The 19,044-nt window shown below is 72.6% G+C and carries 16 protein-coding genes, 1 tRNA gene and 1 pseudogene; 4 read left to right on the forward strand and 14 right to left on the reverse strand.

The window, feature by feature from the left end; all coding sequences use genetic code 11:
• Nucleotides 1-4: 4 nt before the first annotated feature.
• Together ACZ4Z1_RS13625 and ACZ4Z1_RS13630 are read right to left on the reverse strand one after the other, a co-directional pair.
• A complete protein-coding gene (locus tag ACZ4Z1_RS13625) occupies nucleotides 5-2,302 on the reverse strand; it encodes a GTPase (protein ID WP_468487015.1) in 2,298 nt (765 codons plus the stop codon).
• Nucleotides 2,303-2,418: 116 nt separating this feature from the next.
• Nucleotides 2,419-4,149: a dynamin family protein gene (locus ACZ4Z1_RS13630; RefSeq protein ID WP_468487016.1), complete on the reverse strand. Its 1,731-nt coding sequence runs from the start codon at nucleotides 4,147-4,149 to the stop codon at nucleotides 2,419-2,421.
• A 314-nt stretch (nucleotides 4,150-4,463) separates the two neighbouring features.
• Between ACZ4Z1_RS13630 and ACZ4Z1_RS13635 the strand changes: the two genes are divergently transcribed.
• Nucleotides 4,464-4,536: transfer RNA gene (locus ACZ4Z1_RS13635), tRNA-Arg, on the forward strand.
• 123 nt (nucleotides 4,537-4,659) lie between these two features.
• Here ACZ4Z1_RS13635 and ACZ4Z1_RS13640 read toward each other — a convergent pair.
• Both ACZ4Z1_RS13640 and ACZ4Z1_RS13645 read right to left on the reverse strand, forming a co-directional pair.
• Entirely contained in the window at nucleotides 4,660-5,121 is a 462-nt protein-coding gene (locus tag ACZ4Z1_RS13640; protein WP_468486760.1) for a helix-turn-helix domain-containing protein, read from the reverse strand.
• A 322-nt stretch (nucleotides 5,122-5,443) separates the two neighbouring features.
• Entirely contained in the window at nucleotides 5,444-6,046 is a 603-nt protein-coding gene (locus tag ACZ4Z1_RS13645; RefSeq protein WP_468486761.1) for a DUF1707 SHOCT-like domain-containing protein, read from the reverse strand.
• 286 nt (nucleotides 6,047-6,332) lie between these two features.
• On the opposite strand from ACZ4Z1_RS13645, the gene ACZ4Z1_RS13650 reads away from it, so the two are divergent.
• Nucleotides 6,333-7,571, forward strand: a complete 1,239-nt coding sequence (locus tag ACZ4Z1_RS13650) for an acyltransferase family protein (protein WP_468486762.1) — start codon at nucleotides 6,333-6,335, stop codon at nucleotides 7,569-7,571.
• Nucleotides 7,572-7,732: 161 nt separating this feature from the next.
• Here the strand turns inward: ACZ4Z1_RS13650 and ACZ4Z1_RS13655 are convergent, their stop codons facing one another.
• From ACZ4Z1_RS13655 to ACZ4Z1_RS13695, 9 genes are all read right to left on the reverse strand, one after another.
• Nucleotides 7,733-7,942, reverse strand: a complete 210-nt coding sequence (locus ACZ4Z1_RS13655; protein WP_468486763.1) for an MbtH family protein — start codon at nucleotides 7,940-7,942, stop codon at nucleotides 7,733-7,735.
• Nucleotides 7,943-8,260: 318 nt separating this feature from the next.
• On the reverse strand, nucleotides 8,261-9,259 hold the full coding sequence (locus ACZ4Z1_RS13660; protein ID WP_468486764.1) for an FtsX-like permease family protein: 999 nt from the start codon (nucleotides 9,257-9,259) through the stop codon (nucleotides 8,261-8,263).
• Nucleotides 9,260-9,797: 538 nt separating this feature from the next.
• Nucleotides 9,798-10,073, reverse strand: coding sequence for an FtsX-like permease family protein (locus ACZ4Z1_RS13665; RefSeq protein ID WP_468486765.1), 276 nt, complete (start codon nucleotides 10,071-10,073; stop codon nucleotides 9,798-9,800).
• A gap of 95 nt (nucleotides 10,074-10,168) precedes the next feature.
• On the reverse strand, nucleotides 10,169-10,984 hold the full coding sequence (locus ACZ4Z1_RS13670; RefSeq protein ID WP_468486766.1) for a hypothetical protein: 816 nt from the start codon (nucleotides 10,982-10,984) through the stop codon (nucleotides 10,169-10,171).
• Nucleotides 10,981-11,601, reverse strand: a complete 621-nt coding sequence (locus tag ACZ4Z1_RS13675) for an ATP-binding cassette domain-containing protein (RefSeq protein ID WP_468486767.1) — start codon at nucleotides 11,599-11,601, stop codon at nucleotides 10,981-10,983. Before ACZ4Z1_RS13675 ends, ACZ4Z1_RS13670 begins: the two co-directional genes overlap by 4 nt.
• A gap of 457 nt (nucleotides 11,602-12,058) precedes the next feature.
• Complete coding sequence (locus tag ACZ4Z1_RS13680) at nucleotides 12,059-12,682, reverse strand: GTP-binding protein (RefSeq protein WP_468486768.1); 624 nt, start codon at nucleotides 12,680-12,682, stop codon at nucleotides 12,059-12,061.
• Nucleotides 12,663-13,025, reverse strand: a complete 363-nt coding sequence (locus ACZ4Z1_RS13685; RefSeq protein ID WP_468486769.1) for a DUF742 domain-containing protein — start codon at nucleotides 13,023-13,025, stop codon at nucleotides 12,663-12,665. Before ACZ4Z1_RS13685 ends, ACZ4Z1_RS13680 begins: the two co-directional genes overlap by 20 nt.
• A gap of 73 nt (nucleotides 13,026-13,098) precedes the next feature.
• Entirely contained in the window at nucleotides 13,099-13,506 is a 408-nt protein-coding gene (locus ACZ4Z1_RS13690) for a roadblock/LC7 domain-containing protein (RefSeq protein WP_360122739.1), read from the reverse strand.
• 2 nt (nucleotides 13,507-13,508) lie between these two features.
• Nucleotides 13,509-15,482 carry a sensor histidine kinase gene (locus tag ACZ4Z1_RS13695; protein ID WP_468487017.1) on the reverse strand — a complete coding sequence of 658 codons (1,974 nt, stop codon included), beginning with the start codon at nucleotides 15,480-15,482 and terminating at the stop codon, nucleotides 13,509-13,511.
• Nucleotides 15,483-16,151: 669 nt separating this feature from the next.
• Here ACZ4Z1_RS13695 and ACZ4Z1_RS13700 point away from each other — a divergent pair.
• Nucleotides 16,152-16,709 (forward strand): annotated as a pseudogene (locus ACZ4Z1_RS13700) (hypothetical protein); the annotation flags it as partial.
• A gap of 31 nt (nucleotides 16,710-16,740) precedes the next feature.
• Here the strand turns inward: ACZ4Z1_RS13700 and ACZ4Z1_RS13705 are convergent.
• Nucleotides 16,741-18,024, reverse strand: coding sequence for an FAD-dependent monooxygenase (locus ACZ4Z1_RS13705; RefSeq protein ID WP_468486770.1), 1,284 nt, complete (start codon nucleotides 18,022-18,024; stop codon nucleotides 16,741-16,743).
• A gap of 96 nt (nucleotides 18,025-18,120) precedes the next feature.
• On the opposite strand from ACZ4Z1_RS13705, the gene ACZ4Z1_RS13710 reads away from it, so the two are divergent.
• Nucleotides 18,121-19,032: a TetR/AcrR family transcriptional regulator C-terminal domain-containing protein gene (locus ACZ4Z1_RS13710; protein ID WP_468486771.1), complete on the forward strand. Its 912-nt coding sequence runs from the start codon at nucleotides 18,121-18,123 to the stop codon at nucleotides 19,030-19,032.
• Nucleotides 19,033-19,044: the final 12 nt, after the last annotated feature.

Genomic DNA, 19,044 nt, shown 5'->3' on the forward strand with positions numbered 1-19,044 from the left:
CGCCTCACAACCCCGCCACCACCGCGTACTGCTCCCGTACCTCCCGGTAGCGCAGCAGTTCGGCGGCGACCGGTTCCAGCACCGCGGCGCGGCCGCAGCCCGCCGCCGCCGTACGCAGCCGGCGTTCCGCTTCCTGGCCGTACCGGCGGGCCGCACCGCGCCCCGCCACCCCGCACACCCAGGACAGGGCCGGACCGCCCAGCGTCCCGATGGCCGTCACCAGCAGCGCGGACAGCCACTCCCCCGCATCCGCCGCGCCCACCACCACGGCCAGCAGCCACAGCACCCCGGTGATCTGTGACATCGTCAGCAGCCCCTGTGCCACGCCGGCCGCCGTCCACCACCGCGGCCGCACCTGCGGCCCGGCGCGCAGGGCCCCTTCCGAGACGGCCGCCGCCCGGTCCAGCGCCTCCGGCAGCTCCTCGGCGCCCCGGACCGCCGCCTCGCGCACCGCCTGTGCCCAGGGCGCCGGCAGCCCCTCCGACGCCTCCCCCGCCACGGCCCGTACGGCCTGCTCGACCAACGGCCGCGCCGCCGCCCGCCCGTCCACCGGCACCCAGCCGCTCACCGTGCCGCCCGCGTCGCCGTCGCCCGTTGCGCCGCTCACTTCGTCGGCTGCGTCCGCCTCGGCTTCCGTGTACGCGTCCCGGTGCCACAGCTTCGACGGCCCGGTACGCCCCGGACTCGTCCGCCCGGACCGGCCACGCCCCGCGCCCGGCCTGCGGCTGCGCAGCCGCAGGCGCAGCCACGGCGTGCCGCACGCCCGCTCCCCGTGCCGCAGCCAGTCGCGCTCCGCCGCGCTGCCCATCGCCCCGGCGCCGACCGCCTCGGCGAGCCAGTCCTCGAACTCCTCCCGGGCCGCTTCCGTCAGCCCGTACCGCCCGTCCGCCACGTACACCGGCCGCAGCCGCCCCGCCGCCGCTTCCACGTCGGCGGCCAGCCGCCGGTCCGGCGCACCGCGCTCCGCGACGAACTGCCGGAGCGCCTCCTTCAGTTCCCCGACGCCCTCACCCGTGGCCGCCGACAGGGCCAGCACGGCGGCACCCGGTTCGCCGTGCTCACCGAGGGCCAGCCCGTCCTCGTCGAGCAGCCGCCGCAGATCGTCGACCACCTGCACCGCGGCGTCCCCCGGCAGCCGGTCCACCTGGTTGAGTACGACGAACATCACCTCGGCGTGGCCCGCCAGCGGCCGCAGATACCTTTCGTGCAGGACCGCGTCCGCGTACTTCTCCGGGTCGACCACCCAGATCACCGCGTCCACCAGCTCCAGCATCCGGTCGACCTGCTCGCGGTGCCCGGTAGCGGCCGAGTCGTGGTCGGGCAGGTCCAGGAGGACGAGGCCGGGCAGTGCGGCCGCGCCGCCGGCCGGTGTGTGTCTGCGGCGCGCCGGTACGCCGAGCCGGTCCAGCAGCTCGTGCGCGCCCGGCCGGCCGCCGGCCCACACACAGGCCACCGGCTCCGAGGTCGTCGGCCGGCGCGCGGCCACGTCCGACTGGTCCGCCCCGACGAGCGCGTTGAACAGGGAGGACTTGCCGCTGCCGGTGGCTCCCGCGACGGCGACGACGGTGTGCTCCCCGGACAGCCGGTACCGCTCGTCCGCCGCGCCCAGCACCCGCCCCGCCTCGGCCAGCGTCGCCCCGTCCAGGCGCGTCCGGGACAGCCCGACCAGCTCCCGGAGGGCGTCCAGGCGTGGCCGCAGCCGCTGCCCGGCGGAACGCCGTTCCCTGGAGGCCCCGGAATCGCTGAACTCCCTGGAGGGCCGGCGGGCGGGCGCGGGGACGCACTCCTTCGTCTCCTGTGCCCGGCCGCGTCTGCTCCGGGGCTCCTGTACGGGCTCGGCGGGCTCCTGGAGCACGGCCAGCACGGCTTCGAGTTCGCTGTCGCCCTCGTCCTCCCACTCCTGCCAGTCGCGCTGCTGGTGCCACTCGTCCCCGTCCAGCCAGCCGTCCTCCTCCTGGTGGGGGCCCCGGTCCCGGTCTTCCCACTCCAGCCACTCGGGCCACTCACGCCACTCAGGCTGTCTGCCCTCGCGGGACTCCGCCGCTGCTTCCCGTACGCGGGCGTGGCGCCGCCCGGCGGACTTCGCGTCGGTACCGTCCTGTGCGCGGCGTGCGATCAGCCCGTCGTTCCAGGAGGTACGCGCCTCGGCCGGGGGCGGGGTCGGGGAGGGCCGGGGCTCTTCGGTTTCCGTGGCCGCCGCCGATGTCTCGGCCGTTTCCGGCTGCGGCTCCGGGGCCCGTACGGGACGCTCGGGTACGTCCGGCTCCCATACGGCGGCCTCCTGTACGACCGGACCGGCCATCCCCGCCCCCGTCTCCCCCACCGCCGGCTCCCCTGCCACCGGCTGCGCGCCTTCCTTCCCAAGGCCGCTCCGGCGGTCCCGGCTCTCGTCCCCGTCCGTGCGCCCCACAGGAGCAGTCACCGCGTCACCTTCTCCTTCTGCAGTAGAGACAGCGCGGCGATCAGCGCGGCCTGGTGGTCCGGCCGTACGCCCAGCGACTCCAGCGGCGTCAGGCGCCGCTCCCGTTCGCCGTCCAACGCGCGCTGAAGGTACGTGTCGAGCAGCCGGCCGCCCCGGTCGCGCAGCCGTACCGCGGCCTGCGCCCCCAGAAGGTCGGCGAGGGCCTCGCCCGCTGTACGGGCCCGGCGGCCGCCCAGCAGGGTGGTGGCCAGCAGCGCAGCGGCCTCCTCCGGGTCGGCCGCGGTTTTCGCGCGCTCACCGGACCGTGCCCCGCGCGCCGCGCGTCCGCCTCGTGCCGCACGCGCCTCCCGTACGCCTTCCTCCGCCAGTTCCTCCAGGCAGCGCCGCCACCGCCGTACGACCACGCCCAGGCGCGCGGCGGAGGCGGCGGCGTCCGTGACCTCCGTCAGAGCCGCGTCCGCCGCCGCGGGGTCCCGGCGCCACGCCTCGGCGGCCCGCTCGTCGGCCTCTTCCACCGCGCAGCGCAGCAGGGAGGTGAGCCCGTGGGTGAGGGCGTCCAGCAGTTCGTCGGGGCGGCCGCCGAGCTCGTGGTCGCGCCAGTGGGCGCGGGCGTCGCCGGACAGCACCTCGCCCTGTTCGACCTCCCGCCGTACCCGGGCCGCGGCCTCCTCGTACGCCTGCTCCACCTGGTCGGCCAGCCGCAGCGTGGCGGCGTGCTGGGAGGCGGAGGCTCCGGCGAGGGCCGGCATACGGGAGTGCAGCGAGGCCAGGATCCCGGCGGTGGTGCGGGCGGCCGCCGCGTTGCGGACCGCGGGGTCCTGGGCGTGCCGCTCCAGCCAGCGCCGCAGCGCGGCCACCGCCGTGGCGGGCAGCAGCCCGCTGCCGCCGCCGGCCGACTCGGGCAGTTCGGGGATGGTGAAGCGGGGTACGTCTCCGAGCCCGGCGCGGGTCAGCAGCGCGGCGTAGCGCGCCGAGATGTCGGTGGCGATCTGGTGCGGCACCCGGTCCAGCACGGTGACGAGGGTGACGTCGTACTCCTTGGCCGTCCGCAGCAGGTGCCACGGCACCGCGTCCGCGTACCGGGCGGCGGTGGTGACCAGCACCCATACGTCGGCCGCGCAGATCAGCTCGGCGGCCAGCTCCCGGTTGCGCGCGACCAGCGAGTCGATGTCGGGGGCGTCCAGGAGGGCCAGCCCGCTGGGGAGCGCCAGGTCCGTCTCGACGCGCAGGGGGGCCACGCCCGCCGCGCTTTCCGCCTGGCCGCGGCTCTCCTCGCCGTCTTCACCTTCGTACGTGTACGCGCACTCGCGTTCACATGTGTCGTCGTACGCGTCGGGCTCCTCGGGGCCGTCCTGCTCGGGCACCCAGACGCGGGTGAACTGCGGCAGTACGCGCCGCCCCGCGAACCAGTGGTGGTCGTCGGGGTGGCAGACGAGCACCGGCGTACGCGTCGTCGGCCGCAGCACGCCGGCCTCGCTGACCCGTCGGCCCACCAGTGAATTGACGAGGGTGGACTTGCCGGCGCCGGTGGACCCGCCGACGACCGCGAGCAGCGGGGCCTGAGGAGCGCGCAGGCGGGGCATCACATAGTCGTCGAGCTGGTCCAGCAACTCGGACCGGGTACGCCGGGCGCGGGCGGCGCCGGGCAGTGGCAGCGGGAAGCGCGCGGCGTCGACGCGGTCGCGCAGCGCGGACAGGACGTCAAGGAGCCGGGGTTGTACATCCAAGGTTGCCACTCGTGCAGAATGCCCAATTTTGGCAGGTTTTTGAAGCGTATAGCCCTCTGTGCGCGCCGCGTAAACCCGTACAGATCGGGATCAGCGACGCATGAGGCAGTCGCGAGCGGAGAGGCTCAGGCATAACGAGTGCACAACACCCGACGCGTGAGGCGCCAAAAACGGTGCAGAATTCGTACCTGCCTGCGATTATCGGGACCGCTTCACCGAACCTCCACAACGTGCCACGGAGGTGAAGCAACCGGGACGAGGCACACCGGGCCCTATCCTTGTCGGCGGCCCGTGTGATCCACGCCCACCACCTGGCCCCCGTAGCTCAGTGGATAGAGCAGGTGCCTTCTAAGCACTTGGCCGCAGGTTCGAGTCCTGCCGGGGGCGCACCATCCTCCGCGACCGCGGTGGAGGCCCTGGCCGGCACGGCGGAGAGCCGATGCGCCGGAGAGCCGGTACGCCGGAGCCGATGCCGCTCACCGCCGGGTGCCGGTACGAGGTTGCCGGGGCCTACGTGGCGTCCGGCGCCGGGGCGCGGCGCTCGGCCTGTTCGAGCCGGTAGACGATGTCGAGAAGGTCCATGACCCGCTTGCGGCCTTCCTCCGACAACGCGCCGGCCCGCAGCGCCATCAGTTTCACCTCGTGGCTGTGGCCTGCCGCTTCCCGCTGTCTGCGGTCGGCCGCCAGTTCGTCCAGTTGCCGGGTCACCCGGCCGGTCACCTCGTCGTCGAAGAAGTACGCGGCCGGCACGCCGAAGAAATCGGCCAGCGCCTGCAGGTGTTTCAGCGTGGGATTGGACTTGCGTTCCTTGCGGAGTTGCCAGATGTAGCTCTGGGAGACCGTCACTCCGGTGCGTCGGATCGCGGAAGCCACGTACTCGTTGCTGTACTCCTGGCCGTCCCCGCGCCGCACGGTCTCGAAGAGGTGGTTGAGCTTGCCGGCCAAGCCGCGCCCCGCCCGCTCCGTGTTCACGCCGCCTCCTGTAGCGCATCTGTGGCTGCACCGGGCAACCGGGGTCCCACCCGGTTCAACGTACATGGCTGTCACAGGCGTTCACCACAGCGGAAACACGACAACCATTCCTTCGGGTTTCCCGAGAGGGACGCGAGGAGAAGGGAGGGAGGCGGACCTTATGGGAGGCGCGAAGTCGTCGCGTCAGCTGAGACGAACGCGGTGGCACGGAAGGCGGCGCAAGAACGTCCGGCCGACTTCCCGGCCATTCTTTTTGCCCAGGTCGGCGCATCCAGGAAATGCGACGACGGGTTCATACGAGTTCCCACCGCCGGGCTGCTTCCTACTTCGGCCGTGCGCGCTTCAGGAGGCGGCGTTCGCGGGCATTGGGATGGCGGACGACGACACCGGCCATGCCGACGGAACCGGTGATCCGGATGAGCGGGGTGCCCGGGTGCCGCTCGGGGGTGGTCCTGTCCCTGAGGGCGCCGAGGCCGGTCGCGATGCCGCCGGTGTCCGCGGCCCACTCCTCGGGGATGACGACCGTGACGCCCGCCATTTCTCCGTACACTTCCACCTCGACTTCGGGCAGTCGGCACTCGGCGCGGGTGAAGTCGAGCCGTACGCCGCCCATGCCACCGTGCGCGGTGATGTGCGCGGGCACCTCCCAGCGCCCCGTACGGGAGGCGCCGTGGACCCCGCCCTTGAGGACCAGCGGCTCGCCCGGGTCCACCACGGAGACGGCCCGCGGCAGGTCGGCGGTGAGCGGCGCCAGGTCGGCGAAGGTCTTGGCGGTCAGCGCCTGTTCCAGCCGGTCGTCCAGCTCCGTGAGGTCGATACGGCCCTCGCCCGCCGCCTCCCTCAGCCGTTCCACCACGGCCTCCCGGTCGGCGTGGGAGGCGCGCAGTTCGCCCCAGGAGGCAGGTTCCGGAGTCTCGGCGGTCATAGGGGTGATGATACGAACACCGGGCGCCCGTAGGGGGACCGGCCGACAGGCCCGCATACGGGCCCCGTCGGGGGCTGACCCCCTGGGACACGGTGAGGTTTGCCCCACCCTGATCCGGGTCCTGGCCCGACTGTTTCCTGCGGCTTCTCGCACCAGCATGGACGGCGATCGGCGATCGCCCGCATGACGGACTCCCGGCCCGCCCGTGGCACGTCCACGGGCCGGCCGGGCGCGAGGAGAGGAAAGCTGCCATGCCGCGTCCCACGGACAGAACGGGTGCCGGAGCATGAGCCTGGACGAACGGTCGCGCCCCCGCAGACCGCTGCCCGGCCCGCCCGGAGCCCTTCCGGAGGGCCGGCGCGACCGGGCCGTCGACGGGCTGCGGGCGCTGGCCCTGCTCGCCGTGCCGACCGGCCACTGGCTCGTCGGCGGCTTCGTCCGCGACGCCGACAGTTCCCTGCACAACGCCAGCCCGCTGTCCGCGTTCGCGCCCCTCGCGCCGGTCACCTGGGTGCTCCAGATGCTGGGCATCTTCTTCCTCGTCGGCGGCTACGCCTCCGTGCTGTCCTTCCGGCGCGCCACCGGACGCGGCGCGTCGCCGGGCGACTGGCTGCGCGGCCGGCTGGCCCGGCTGTTACGGCCTGCGGTCGGTGTCACCGCCGTCTGGGCCGTGCTCGCCGCCGTCCTGTACGCGGCCGGAGTTCCCGTCACGACGCTGCACACGGCCGCCACGCTGGTCGTCCAGCCCCTGTGGTTCGTCGGCGTGTACGCGGTGGCGACGGCGCTGACGCCGTACTGCATGGCGGTCTCGCGGAGGCTCGGCGGCTGGGCGGCCCTCCCGCTGGCGGCGGTCGTCGCCGTCATGGACTTCCTGCGCTACGGCCCGTACGCCGACTCGGTCCCGTACTGGACCACGCTGATCAGCCTGATCCCGGGCTGGCTCTTCGGCTATCAACTGGGCGTCTCCTGGGGCGAGAAGCGGCTCGGCCGACGCGGCGCCTGGCTGCTGCTGACCGGCGGCGCCGCACTCTTCGCGCTGCTGCTCCTGGTCTTCCACTATCCGGCGAGCATGGTCGGCGTCCCCGGCCAGGACCGTACGAACTCCCACCCGCCGTCGCTGCTGGTGATCGCCCTCGCCGCGGCACAGTCGGGCGCGGCAATCCTGCTGCGCGACCGCATCGCGGCCCTGCTGCGACGGCCCGCGCTGTGGGCACCGGTCACGGCCGTCAACCGGTCCGCGATGACGATCCTGTGCTGGCACCAGACCGCCATGCTGGCCCTCGCCGTACCGGCCTCGTTCGCCGGTACGACGGTGGAGGGGCTGACCACCGCACCCGACTTCGCCGCCTGGATGGCGACCCGGCTGCCGTGGCTGCCGCTCTTCGCCGTCACGCTCTTCCTCATCGCCCGGGTGGCGCGGCGGCTGGAGATGCCGTGGACGGGGGCCTCCCGGGGGCAGCGGGTGTGTGCGGGGGTGCTGGCGGTGGGGTTCGCGGCGTTCGCGCTGCGGGTGACGACGGTGTGATGTGTGTCGGTGGAACGGGGTAGGGGCCGCCTACGGCTCGTGAAGGCGAAGAGCACCCGTCAACACGAAGAGCACCCGCTCCGGGGCCGGAGCGGGTGCTTTCGGGTGGGAGCGCTTCGCGGCGCCTCCGTGCCGGAATGCTTTCCGTGTGGGCAGGGGGCTCAGTTGCCCATGGCTTCCGCCAGGCTGCGGGGCCGCATGTCGGTCCAGTGCTCCTCGACGTAGTCCAGGCACGCCTGCCGGCCCTCCGGGCCGAAGACGCTCTGCCAGCCGGCCGGGATCTCCGCGAACGACGGCCACAGCGAGTGCTGGTTCTCGTCGTTCGTCAGGACGTGGTACTGCGCCTCCGGGTCTTCGAAGGGGTTCGTCATGCGAGTGACCTCTCGGTGAGGGAGTTACCGGTGGAGATTCGGATTATGCGTGAGGTTGCGGCGCTGCCGAAGGGCGGGGGAGAGGTTCGGCAGGGTTTGTTGGGGTCTGGTCGGGGATTCGGCGGGCCTTGACGGCTTCTGCAGCCCTGGCAGCCGGCCCGTGCGGCTCTTGGCAGTCCCGGTGTTCCGGACGGCTTCTGACAGGCCCGGTGGTCCGTACGGCTTCGGGCGGAGTCGGTAGCCCGTACAGCTTCTGGCAGTCCCGGCAGTCCCGGCAGTCCGTACGGCTTCGGGCAGCGTCGGCAGCCCGTACGCCCTTCACGTCCTTCCGAGGCCCGCCGGGTGGCGTTTGCGGAGCACGGGACGCACCGGCAGCAGGGTGCCCGCCGCGACCGTCGCCGCCACCGCCGCCACGATCAGTCCGGCCTGCGCGGGCGGCAGGTACGGCAGTGCCCCGGTCAGCGGCAGGCTGAGCGCGGTCAGCGGGATCACCGCGACCACCGCGCCGACCACCAGGCCCGCCAGCCCCACGACGGCCGCCTCGATGCGCAGCATCCGCCGGACCTGCCGCCGCCCCGCGCCGACGAGGCGCAGCAACCGGAGCTCCTGGCGGCGGCCGATCATGATGAGCGTGAGGATACTGAGGACGGCGATGACGGTGAAACCGCCGATCACGCCCACCGCGACCATGGTGATCACCTCTCCGACGCCCCGGCCCCCGGCTTCCCGCTCCTCCCCCGCCGGGTCCGTCACGACGCGCGCGCCCACCGCGGTGTCCGCCAGTACGCGCTGTACGGCGGCCCTTACCTGCCGCAGATCGGCCTGTGCCTGCCCGGCCAGTACGTGCCCGGCCCGTACCTGCTCCGAGTGGTCGTGTCCGTCGGAGCCGACAGCGGGCCCGGTGTCCGAATCGCTCCGTGCGGGGCGCGCCTGAGCGTCCAGGCTCAGCAGGACACGGGAGTGCAGGGGTGCGGACATGTGGGGCGCCAGTTCCTCGGTGGCGAAGAGGAAGTCGCCGAGGGCGAGCGAGCGTTCGTAGATGGCCGCCACGCGCAGCGGGACGTTCGCCCCGTCGCCGTACCGCAGCGTGACGACGGATCCGATGCCGAGTCCCAGCGACCGCGCCCGGTCCTTGCCCACCGCGACCGTGCCGCGGCCCAGCTCGGCCGGGTCGCCCTCGACGATGCCCGGATCCAGTACGCGCGGCAGGGCCGCGGGGCTGACCGCCAGGACCGGCAGCCGGTCCAGCCGGGGGTCGCCCAGTTCGTCCCGCGCCAGGACGACCGTGCTGTGCAGCACTCCCGACGCGGCCGCCACCCCGGCACCCGCCCGATCCTGCGAAAGGTCTCCTCCGTGATGCCCGGACCCTCCGTGGTGACCGCCAGGTCGGCGCGCACCGCGTCCTCGCCCTGCCGCCCCCCTGCCGGGCCAGCGTCGCGCCACCCGACAGCTGTACGGCCACGAAGGCCACCATCAGGATGATCGGTGTGATCGCGGCGCCCAGCCGGCGCGCGTTGGCCTGTGCGGCGGAGGCAGCCAGGTAGCCGCCCGCGCCGCCGAACCGTCGGGCGGGCGCGCCGAGCACCCGTAGGGCACCGCGGGCGATCCAGGGGCCGAGCAGCGCGCACCCGATCACCAGCGTCACCGCCGCGGTGCTCGCGGCCATCGCGGCCACCTCGCCGAACTGGAGCACCGCCGTACCGGCCGGCGCCGCGCCGAGGAACAGCATCACCAGACCGGAGACGGTACGGCCGCGGCCCCGGCTCACCCTGTGCCTCGCCCACCGCTTGCGCGGGGCGGATCCTGGCCGTGCGCCGGCAGGCCAAGGCGCCGGCGGCCCACGCCACGAGGACGGTCAGTCCGGCGGTCGGCAGCGGTGCCGCGTACAGCCACCAGGGAGTGGGCAGGGTATGGCGTCGCGGCTGCGCAGCAGACGGAGCAGGAGGCCGAAGACCGGCACCGCGCCGATCGCGCCGAGTACGGCGGCGACGGCGACCGTACGGATCTCCCGGCTGACCGTCGCGCGCAACTGTCCCGGCGTGGCGCCGACCGCGCACAGCAGCGCCATCTCGCGGGCGCGCTGGTGCACGGCCTGCGCGACCGTGCCGGCCACCACGAGTACGGCGATCATCACGACGAGCACGCAGACCGACGCCAGGAGTTGCAGCAGGCCCCAGCGACCGGGGGCCGCGTCGAGGAACTCCGGCTCACCGCGGCTGTCGCCGGTCAGTACGCGCAGGGCGGTGCTGTCCTCCTCGTAACGCTGCCCGGCAGTACCGCCTGCTGGTCGGTGAAGAAGACGGCGCCCTGGTGCGCCAGACCGGTGCGGTCACCCTGCCCTTCGGGGGCGGCGATGCCGGACACCTCGTACGTGGCGGGGTCGCCGAGCGACTGCACCGTGACCTCGTCGCCCACGCGAACGCCCGCGCGGTCGGCCAAGTGACCGTCCAGGACCACCTGGCGAGGGCCGGCGGGGGCACGCCCTTCGCGCAGCGTGAAGGGGACCAGAGCGGCTGCTTGCCAAGGGTGGCCGTAGGCGGGGGGACTGGTGGGGGTGGGGGCGGAGGTAGGAGCGGAGGTGGAATTGGGGCTAGGGCTGTGGCTGGGAGGTGTGGCCTGGGCTTCGGTGGGGGTGGCGGAGGGCTTCGCGGCTACGGCGACCGGGAAGGCGTCGTCCGCGACGGCGGCCCGTACGCCCGGGACGGCCGCGATCCTGGGCAGTACCAAACGCGGCACCCGCACCCGTTCCGTCAGCTCCGCCGAAGTCGTCCGGGACTCGCCGCCCAGGGACTCCGCCGTATAACGGGTGGTCTGGTCACCGGTGACGACCGCGGCGGCGCCCGCGTAGCGCTCCACCCGCGCGTGCCCCGTCACCGCTGACAGCGTGGCCAGCGCGAAACCGCCGAGCACCAGAGAGGTGAGCACCAGTACCGCGAACACCGCGGCCCACGCCTTGCGGTGCAGCTTCAGCGACCGGGCGGCGAGGAAACGGGTGGTGCGGCGGGGGCGGATATCGGGTTTGCCCCGAGGTGCGTACGTCATGAGCTCGCCCGGCCGCCGAGCTGCCGCATCGCGTGCGCGACGCCGTCAGGTTCCGGCTGGTCCAGTACGCCGACGAGGCGCCCGGCGTCGATGAACAGCGCCCGGTCCGTCCAGGAGGCGGCGACCGGGTCGTGGGTGACCATCACCACCGTGTGCCCCGCGCGGTCCACCGCGCCGCGCAGCAGGGACAGTACGCCGGTGGCGGTGACCGGGTCGAGGGCACCGGTGGGCTCCTCGCCGATCCGGGACAGGTCGGTACCGTCGATGCGTACCGTCCCGGAGGTCGGCCGGTCCAGGCCGGCGGCGCACTGGAGGAACGTCGTCTTGCCGGAGCCGGAACGCCCCATGACGGCCACGGAGCTGCCCCGCCGGACCGTGACGCTGACGTCATCCAGGGCGGCCACGGTCCTGGCGCCGCGGCGGTAGCTGCGGGTGACGGATTCCAGTGTCAACGCGGCGTCGGAGCCGAGGGGGTGGTCGGCCGTCGCCACGGCCCCCGAGTCCGAGTCCGGGGCGTGAGCGGCGGGCCGGGGCGCCGTACCGTCGTTGCCGGACGTGCGGAACGTCGCCGCGTCCCCCGTCGCTCTGCCGCGTCCCCGCGGGCGAAGCCTGATCATTCCGTGAACCCTCTGGCCTGGCGCCTGCTGCACCTGCTGCGACCTCTGCACCTGCTCGCCGATGTTTCGGCTGCTCAGACGCTATGGGCGGGGCGCGGTGGCAACGAGGGCGTCCGCACCCCACTTGGGGGGTCACTCAGCGACACCATGGGGGTGGGGGCAGCGGCACCGGGCGGGAGGAGCGGCGGGAGGGACGGGGGGACGGGAGGGGACGGGGCGAGGCGGAGGTCGCGCGGGGCGGCGGGGCGTCACGGGGTGGGTGTGCCGCCGCCCGGTGAGCGCCGGTGTGTCACGGCGGTCACCGGGCGGTGAATGGACGGCGTACGGGCGGCGTACGAGCGCGCACGGGTGATGCACGGGCTCGTAGGGAGACCACATACGGGCGCGTACGGACCACGTACGAAAGACGTCCAAGCCTCAACCGGTCAGTGAACGGTCAGGTAAGCACTCCGAACGATCAGCGCGCAGCAAGGGAGTGCAGATAACGCATCAACGTCATCAGCACATCACGACTGGAGGTACGCAGCCGTGCGTCACAGTCGACGATCGGCACCTCGGGGGGCAGATCGAGCGCGCCCCGGATCTCCTCGACGGGGTGGACGGGGGCGTCCGGGAAGGAGTTGATGGCGACCACGAAGGGGACGCCGCGCTCCTCCAGGCGGCCGATGACGTCGAAGCTGACCTCCAGGCGACGGGTGTCGATGAGGACCACCGCGCCCAGCGCGCCGTCGAACAGCCCGTTCCACAGGAACCAGAAGCGCTGCTGGCCCGGCGTGCCGAACAGGTACAGCACCAGTTCGTCGTTGAGGCTGATGCGGCCGAAGTCCATCGCCACGGTGGTCGAGGTCTTGCGCTCGACACCGACGATGTCGTCCACGCCGACACCGGCCTGCGTCATCGTCTCCTCGGTGGTCAGCGGGCGGATCTCGCTCACCGAGCCCACCAGGGTCGTCTTGCCGACCCCGAAACCGCCCACGATCACGACCTTGACCGCGGCGGCGGCCGTCTCGGGCAGTTCGTCCTCGCTCCGCGGCCCCTGAGCGGGGCGCTCGACGAGCGTTTCAGATCTTTTGAAGTCCATGGATCACCGCCTCAATAAGGGCACGGTCGGGAAGTTGGGCGGGGGGTACGGGCGCGCGTGCCACCACCCGCCCGTCGGCCAGCAGGTCTCCGAGCAGGACGGTGACCACGCTGACCGGCAACTGCAGGTAGGCGGACAGCTCCGCCACGGACAGCGGGGAATGGCACAGCCGCATGATCGACGCCTGCTCCGGCTGCATGCCCGGCTTCGGGCCGGCCTTCGAGACGATCAGCGTGACCAGGTCGAGGGAGGTGGTGTGGCCGGAGGCGCCACTGCGCCCGCCGGTGATCACGTAGAGCCGCTCGGGGCTCTGCTCCTCCCAGTCCTGGTCCGCTCCGCTCATGCCGTGTCCCCGCTTCGCCCCGCCGTACCCGCGCGCGGCCCGCGCCGCCTACCGATCCGCTCGCTGCGCCCGCTCATGCGTCCTGTCCGTCGTGGCGCGGTGGGCTGCTGAGGTGCTCGCCGATACGGGCCACCAGGTCCCGCATCCGCTGGCCTATCAGCCCGGCGTCCACACCCTCATCGGCCAGGACCGCCAGATAAGCGCCGGCGCCCGCCGCCATCAAGTAGAAGAAGCCACCGTCCAGTTCGATCACGACCATGCGCATCCGGCCGTCGCTGTGCGGGAACTCCGCGGACACCGCGCCCGCCAGACTCTGCAGTCCGGCGCAGGCCGCCGCCAGCCGGTCGGCGGTATCGGTGTCCGTACCGTACTGGGCCATGCGCAGGCCGTCCGAGGACAGCACGACCACGTGACGGGTCTGCGGAACGCTCTCCGCGAGATCCTTGAGCATCCAGTCCATGTTGGGCCGGTGCTGAATCATGGCTACTCACTCTTTTCCGACGACTCGTCACTCTTCTCACTGGCTGCACTAGCGGCACTGACTGAAGTCCCCGTACCGGCGGGGTCCGGATGACCGGCCCGGCCGACGCTCTCTGCGGGCTGCTCGGCGGAAACGTTCCACTGGCCCGGTCGACCGTGCTGGTCGTGATTCGGCCGACCGTGGTGACCGTGCTGGTCGGGGGCCGAATGGCCGTACTGGTCGTGGCTCGGCCGGTTCTGACCCGGCTGGTCCATGCCCGACTGGTCCATGCCCGACTGGTCCATGCCCGACTGGTTCTGGAACTGGCGGCCCGACGACGCGCCCCGCGCACCCGACTGCCCCGACGTACCCGACGTGCCTGACGGGCCCGACGCGCTCGACTGGCTCTCGCCGGACAGGCCGCTCTGGAACGCGGCGAGCCACATACCGGGCTGTACGGGCGCGGCGTCCTCCGTCCCGACGGCGGGAGGCGTGGCGGCAGGTGCCGCAGGGGCGCCCGGAGCCGCGGGGAGTACGGGCGCCGTGGCGCGGGACTTGCGGCGGCGCTGCGGCAGCCCGTTGGCGGTCCGTTCGGTCACGAGAGGGAGGTCATCCTGGGTCTCCTCCCGGACGTCGTCGCGGAACTGCGGGGGCACGGCCGCGGCGGCCGGCGCGGGAGCCGCGGGGATGGACGGTGCGGCCGGAGCGGGGGCGGGCTGCACGGCTGGGGGCGGTGCGGCGTGCCGGGGGCCGGCGGCCCGCGGCACGCCGTTCACCTGGCGGCGCTCCGTACAGGCCGTACGCGGGCCCGAGGACGCGCCGATACCGTGCGCACGGCCGGTCGCGGCGGCGGTGGTGATCAGGTCCTGCGGAACGATCAGCACCGCCCGGACACCACCGTATGCGGAAGGCCGCAGCGACACCTGGAAGTTGTACGCCTGCGCCAGCCGGCCGACCACGGCCAGACCCAGCCGCGGGGTCTCCCCCAGGTCGTTCACGTCGATGCCCTGCTGTGCCTGCTGAAGCATCCGCTCGGCCCGCTTGCGGGCCTCCTCGCTCATGCTGACGCCGCCGTCCTCGATCTCCACGGCGATCCCGGACTGCACCTCGATGGCGGTCAGGTGCACACGGGTCTGCGGCGGGGAGTAGCGGGTGGCGTTGTCGAGCAGCTCGGCGAGCGCGTGGATCAGCGGCTCGACGGCGGTACCGACGACCGCGACCTCCGACACGGAGTGCAGCTCGACGCGCTGATAGTCGATGATCCGCGACATCGCGCCACGCAACACGCTGAACAGCGGTACCGCACGGCTCCACTGGCGGCCCGGACGCGCGCCGCCGAGGACGGCGATGGAGTCGGCGAGACGGCCGATCAGCGCCGTACCGTGGTCCAGCCGCAGCAGATCACCGAAGACCTCGGGGGACTGGCCGTGCCGGTCCTCCATGTCCCGCAGTTCCTGAGCCTGTTGGTGGACGATCGCCTGCACACGGCGGGCGATGTTCACGAACGCGCGCTGCGCGGACTCGCGCAGGTCCTCCTCGGCGACGACGGCGTCGAGGACAGAGCGCAGCACCGCCTGATGCGCCGCGGTGAACTCCGGCGTCAGCCCGGACTCCCGGCCCTGCCGCGTCACCTGCTCGGTGATCGCCGCGTGCACGTCCTCGGGGAACTCGCCACGTCCGAGTTGGGCCACCACCTCGGGCAGCAGCTCCTCGGCCAGCCGTACGGTCTCGGCCTCCTGCCGGTCCAGTGCGGCCTGCTGCGCGGCGGCCTGCTCACGGAGCGCGGTGAGCGCCCGGCCCCGGCGGGTGACCTCGGCGGTGACCAGCGCCACCGCCACGGTGGCGACCACGCCGATCCACACCACCGGCGTACTCGCCTGCGCGGGGACCATCGCAGTGGCGACGGCCGCGGCCACGGCGGTCGCCGCGGCGGGCAGTATCCACGCGAGAACCGAGGCAGGACGCGGCCCCTCGGGCGACGATCCTTCTCGAACCATCTGCACCCTAAAACCCTCAAAACATCGACAGATCACAGGACGTCTAGCGGGCCCCAGCTCCCCGTTCGGCGCCGCCGCAGAGATACCTGCGGTAACTGCCTTCATACACTGGGCCGGAAGTAGCATAACCGCCTTTGATCAAGGGCTGACGCCAGGTCACCCCTCGCCCTATACAGGCGGATCGAAGCCCTCCGCCGACGCGGCGACCGCCGTCGGCCGACGAGTGAATCACCGGCAACCACAGGGCGAACGGCCAGTTGGAAGAAGCCGACGCGCGGACCTGCTCGCCTGCACCATGCGACGGACTCGACCGCCCCGGGCACCATCGGGCGGCGCGCGGTCCCCACAACTTCACGAGCGCCGCGCAAGACGAACTGGGTGACTGGGTAACTGCTGCGGTCACGGCGTCGGAGCCGTCTCGGGCAGCGCCGTTCTCCCGGCTGAGCCCCCGTACCTTCAGCAAGTTGGTGACTCGGCTGCGACGTGAAGGCATCGGCAGGCCGGGCCGTGGCCGGCCCTGAAAGCTCCCGCTGCCGGACCAGGTCCTGCTTGAGGCCGCTTACCGCACACCATATTGACGCCGAGGCGCTGGCCCCACGGTTCGGAGCGTCGAAATCGGCGACGGACCGGACCGCCGAGGGCCTCGGACCGAAGCCGGTGGTCGTGGTCATGGTCGTGGTCGACCGACCACTGCCGGGCAACCGCAACGGCTGCCGGGCCTGCGCCGGGTCCGGCGCGAAGGACGCAGTCGGGAAGACCGTAGCCATCGCCGACGGCGCCTACCGCGAAGCCGGGCCGGTCACCCCTCACCGCCGCCGCAGCACGGACGAGGACTTCCCCGACCGGAAGCAGACGCACCGCAAGGGGCACGAGCAGACAACAGCCGACAGCAGCAGACAGCAAGGGCCCCCGAGCAGATTCGGGCCCCGCTGCCGAGAGGTCAATTCATCAGTCGACAGATGTGCTCTTGCCGCGTCAGCCGTGCGGCCTACCGCGAGACCACGACGGCGCTTCGCGCTCCGCGCGTATCCGGTCCGCCTCCGCGCGTTCGCGACCCTGCCGACCAGCGACCCGCAGGCCGCAGCCGCAGCCGCAGAACTCGAACGGTGCGCCACCCGACTGGGTCATGTCGGCGCGATGATCCACGGACGGACGGGCACCCGTCCGCTGGATGGCCCCGCCTACGACGACCTGTCCGCCATCGCGGCCCGCTTGCACCAGCCCATCTTCATCCACCCGCAGATGGGCCAGCCACGCTTCAAGACCGTCCCAGGTCGCCCAGGTCGATGGACGTGGATACCTCTTCGCCCTCCTGCAGCGTCGTGGCCAAGGCCTGTGGGTCGTTCAGCAGGCTGTTGCGTGCGTCGATTGCCTCCTGGGTCGGCGGGGCCAGGAATTCGCCGGTTCCGCGGCCGCCCTCCTGGCACCGCGTGACGAAGGGCCGCATCCGTTCCTCGTAGCGCGCGAACGCCGTGACGTGGTCACCGTTGGCAGCCGCCAGTTCGCCCGCGAGGACGTACGCCCCGACGACAGCCGCCCCGGTCCCCATGCCGCCGACGGTGGCTCCGTACGCCGCGTCGCCGAGCAGGGTTATTCGGCCCGTCGACCAGCGCGGCACATCCACCCGGCTGATGGAGTCGAAGTAAAGACTGTCGGTTTCCCATACCGTGCGTATCAGCTCCGGCACCCGCCAGCCGCTCCCCTCGTACGCCTGCGTTATCAGCTTCCTCTGCCCTTCCGTGTCACGCCGGTCATGGTTGAGCTCCTCCGAGGCGAAGACGGTGAAGACCTCGCCCACGTACTCCGGGTCGCCGGCGCGTCGGGGCATACGTCCTACGCTCACCAGACGGCCGGGCTCGTTGTAGCCCACGGACCGGGCGGCGAGGTCGGCGCCGTCGGCCGGCAGGTCCCAGCCCGCTATGTAATAGCCGAGATGGCTGACGAACTCCTCCTCGGGCCCGAAGGCCAGCCGCCGCACGGTGGAGTGCAGGCCGTCCGCGCCGATCACGAGGTCGAAGGTGCGCGGGGCTGCGCGTTCGAAGGTGACGTACACGCCGTCCGCCGTCTCGACCAGGGACGTCGCGGAGTCGTTGAAGAGGTATTCGGTGGGTAGGGCCCGGCTCTCCCCTGCCTCCTCCGCGGCCTCCGGTTTGTCCGAATGCGCCGTAGGTCCGAGCAGGCTGTGTTCGTAGAGGATGCGGGAGAGGTCCGAGCGGAGGAGTTCCACTTCTCCGCCGGCGAACTCCGGGGGAAGTGCCGCCACTTCGGCACCGCGCTCGTCGATGAAGCTCAACGGAGTGCCGCTCGTGCGATGCCGCCGGATCTCCTCCAGCACCCCCATCCGCTCCAGCACCGCCAGGCTCGCGCCGCCCCGGAAGTCGACCGCGAAGCCGCCGCCGCGCAGCTCCGGAGCCACCTCCACCACGGTCGGGCGATAGCCGTGGCACCTCAGCCAGTACGCCACGGCTGGCCCGGCGACGCTTGCCCCCGAGATCAGGACGGTCGGCCCGTCTGCCGCCGCGCATGCCGTTCCGTACGTCATCACACGCTCCCCACGCTGATCCGTCACTTCGACAAGAGAAACTGTATCCGTCGGACACTGTTCTGTATACCCCGGACACAGTTTTAGGATGCGAAGGTGGCCGGAGACGGAGAGAACAAGAAGAGCAGCGAGCTGAGCGACGGGCAGGTTCCCGAGGTGGCGGCCGATGTCTTCGCCGGGCAGGCGGGGAGCATCGAGTTGTTGTGGGGCGGTCGCGGACGCCCCAGTCGTGGCCCCAAGCCCGCGCTGAGCCTGGACCGGATCACGCGTACGGCGATCGCCCTCGCCGACGCGGGCGGGCTGGCCGCCGTCTCCATGCAGCGGGTCGCGGGTGAACTGAACTTCACCAAGATGTCCCTGTACCGGTACGTTCCGGGCAAGACCGAGCTGGTCGCCCTCATGATCGACACAGCCATGGGCGCACCGCCCGCCCTGCGTACGGACGCGGGCTGGCGAACCGCGCTGCGTGAATGGGCCGAAGGCCTCTCGGCGGTCCTCCACCGTCACCCCTGGCTGCTGTCGGCCACGGTGGGCCCCCGGGTCATGGGACCCAATGAACTCGGCTGGACGGAGAGCGCCCTCGCCGCCCTCGCGGACACGGGCCTCGACGGTGCCGAACAACTCGACGCGGTGGTCGTGATCAACGGCCACGTCCGCACCCTCGCCCAGATCGCGGCGTCCATGGGCGTGGGCAGTACGCGGACGAAGGGGAGCGCCCGCGGCGCCGCGCGAGGTCCCGAACAGGTTCTGAGCGCAGCGCTGAACGAGCTTCTGGCCGGCCGCTCCGACCGCTACCCCGCACTCGCCGCCGCCGTCACCTCCGCCGCGGCCGGCGATTCCCGCGACCAGGCTCTGGAGTTCGGTCTTGAGCGCATCCTGGACGGTTTGGAGAGCTATATGGCCCGGAGTGCTGCGCAGGATGACGCATCCGCTGCCTCGGGCGACACCGCGGCACCGGCACCCGTCACCGCGGCATCCGATACCACGGCGCCCGACTCCGCGCGCTGACGCGACGCCACG

The organism is Streptomyces sp. NPDC030165, assembly GCF_055573595.1.

What these genes read in the sequence shown, in the direction of transcription:
- ACZ4Z1_RS13625 (WP_468487015.1), bottom strand. Translation starts at nt 2,302, where the DNA reads ATGGCCGGTCCGGTCGTACAGGAGGCCGCCGTATGGGAGCCGGACGTA.
- ACZ4Z1_RS13645 (WP_468486761.1), bottom strand. Translation starts at nt 6,046, where the DNA reads ATGACCGCCGAGACTCCGGAACCTGCCTCCTGGGGCGAACTGCGCGCC.
- ACZ4Z1_RS13650 (WP_468486762.1), top strand. Translation starts at nt 6,333, where the DNA reads ATGAGCCTGGACGAACGGTCGCGCCCCCGCAGACCGCTGCCCGGCCCG.
- ACZ4Z1_RS13655 (WP_468486763.1), bottom strand. Translation starts at nt 7,942, where the DNA reads ATGACGAACCCCTTCGAAGACCCGGAGGCGCAGTACCACGTCCTGACG.
- ACZ4Z1_RS13665 (WP_468486765.1), bottom strand. Translation starts at nt 10,073, where the DNA reads ATGATCGCCGTACTCGTGGTGGCCGGCACGGTCGCGCAGGCCGTGCAC.
- ACZ4Z1_RS13670 (WP_468486766.1), bottom strand. Translation starts at nt 10,984, where the DNA reads ATGACGTACGCACCTCGGGGCAAACCCGATATCCGCCCCCGCCGCACC.
- ACZ4Z1_RS13675 (WP_468486767.1), bottom strand. Translation starts at nt 11,601, where the DNA reads ATGATCAGGCTTCGCCCGCGGGGACGCGGCAGAGCGACGGGGGACGCG.
- ACZ4Z1_RS13680 (WP_468486768.1), bottom strand. Translation starts at nt 12,682, where the DNA reads ATGGACTTCAAAAGATCTGAAACGCTCGTCGAGCGCCCCGCTCAGGGG.
- ACZ4Z1_RS13685 (WP_468486769.1), bottom strand. Translation starts at nt 13,025, where the DNA reads ATGAGCGGAGCGGACCAGGACTGGGAGGAGCAGAGCCCCGAGCGGCTC.
- ACZ4Z1_RS13690 (WP_360122739.1), bottom strand. Translation starts at nt 13,506, where the DNA reads ATGATTCAGCACCGGCCCAACATGGACTGGATGCTCAAGGATCTCGCG.
- ACZ4Z1_RS13695 (WP_468487017.1), bottom strand. Translation starts at nt 15,482, where the DNA reads ATGGTTCGAGAAGGATCGTCGCCCGAGGGGCCGCGTCCTGCCTCGGTT.
- ACZ4Z1_RS13705 (WP_468486770.1), bottom strand. Translation starts at nt 18,024, where the DNA reads ATGACGTACGGAACGGCATGCGCGGCGGCAGACGGGCCGACCGTCCTG.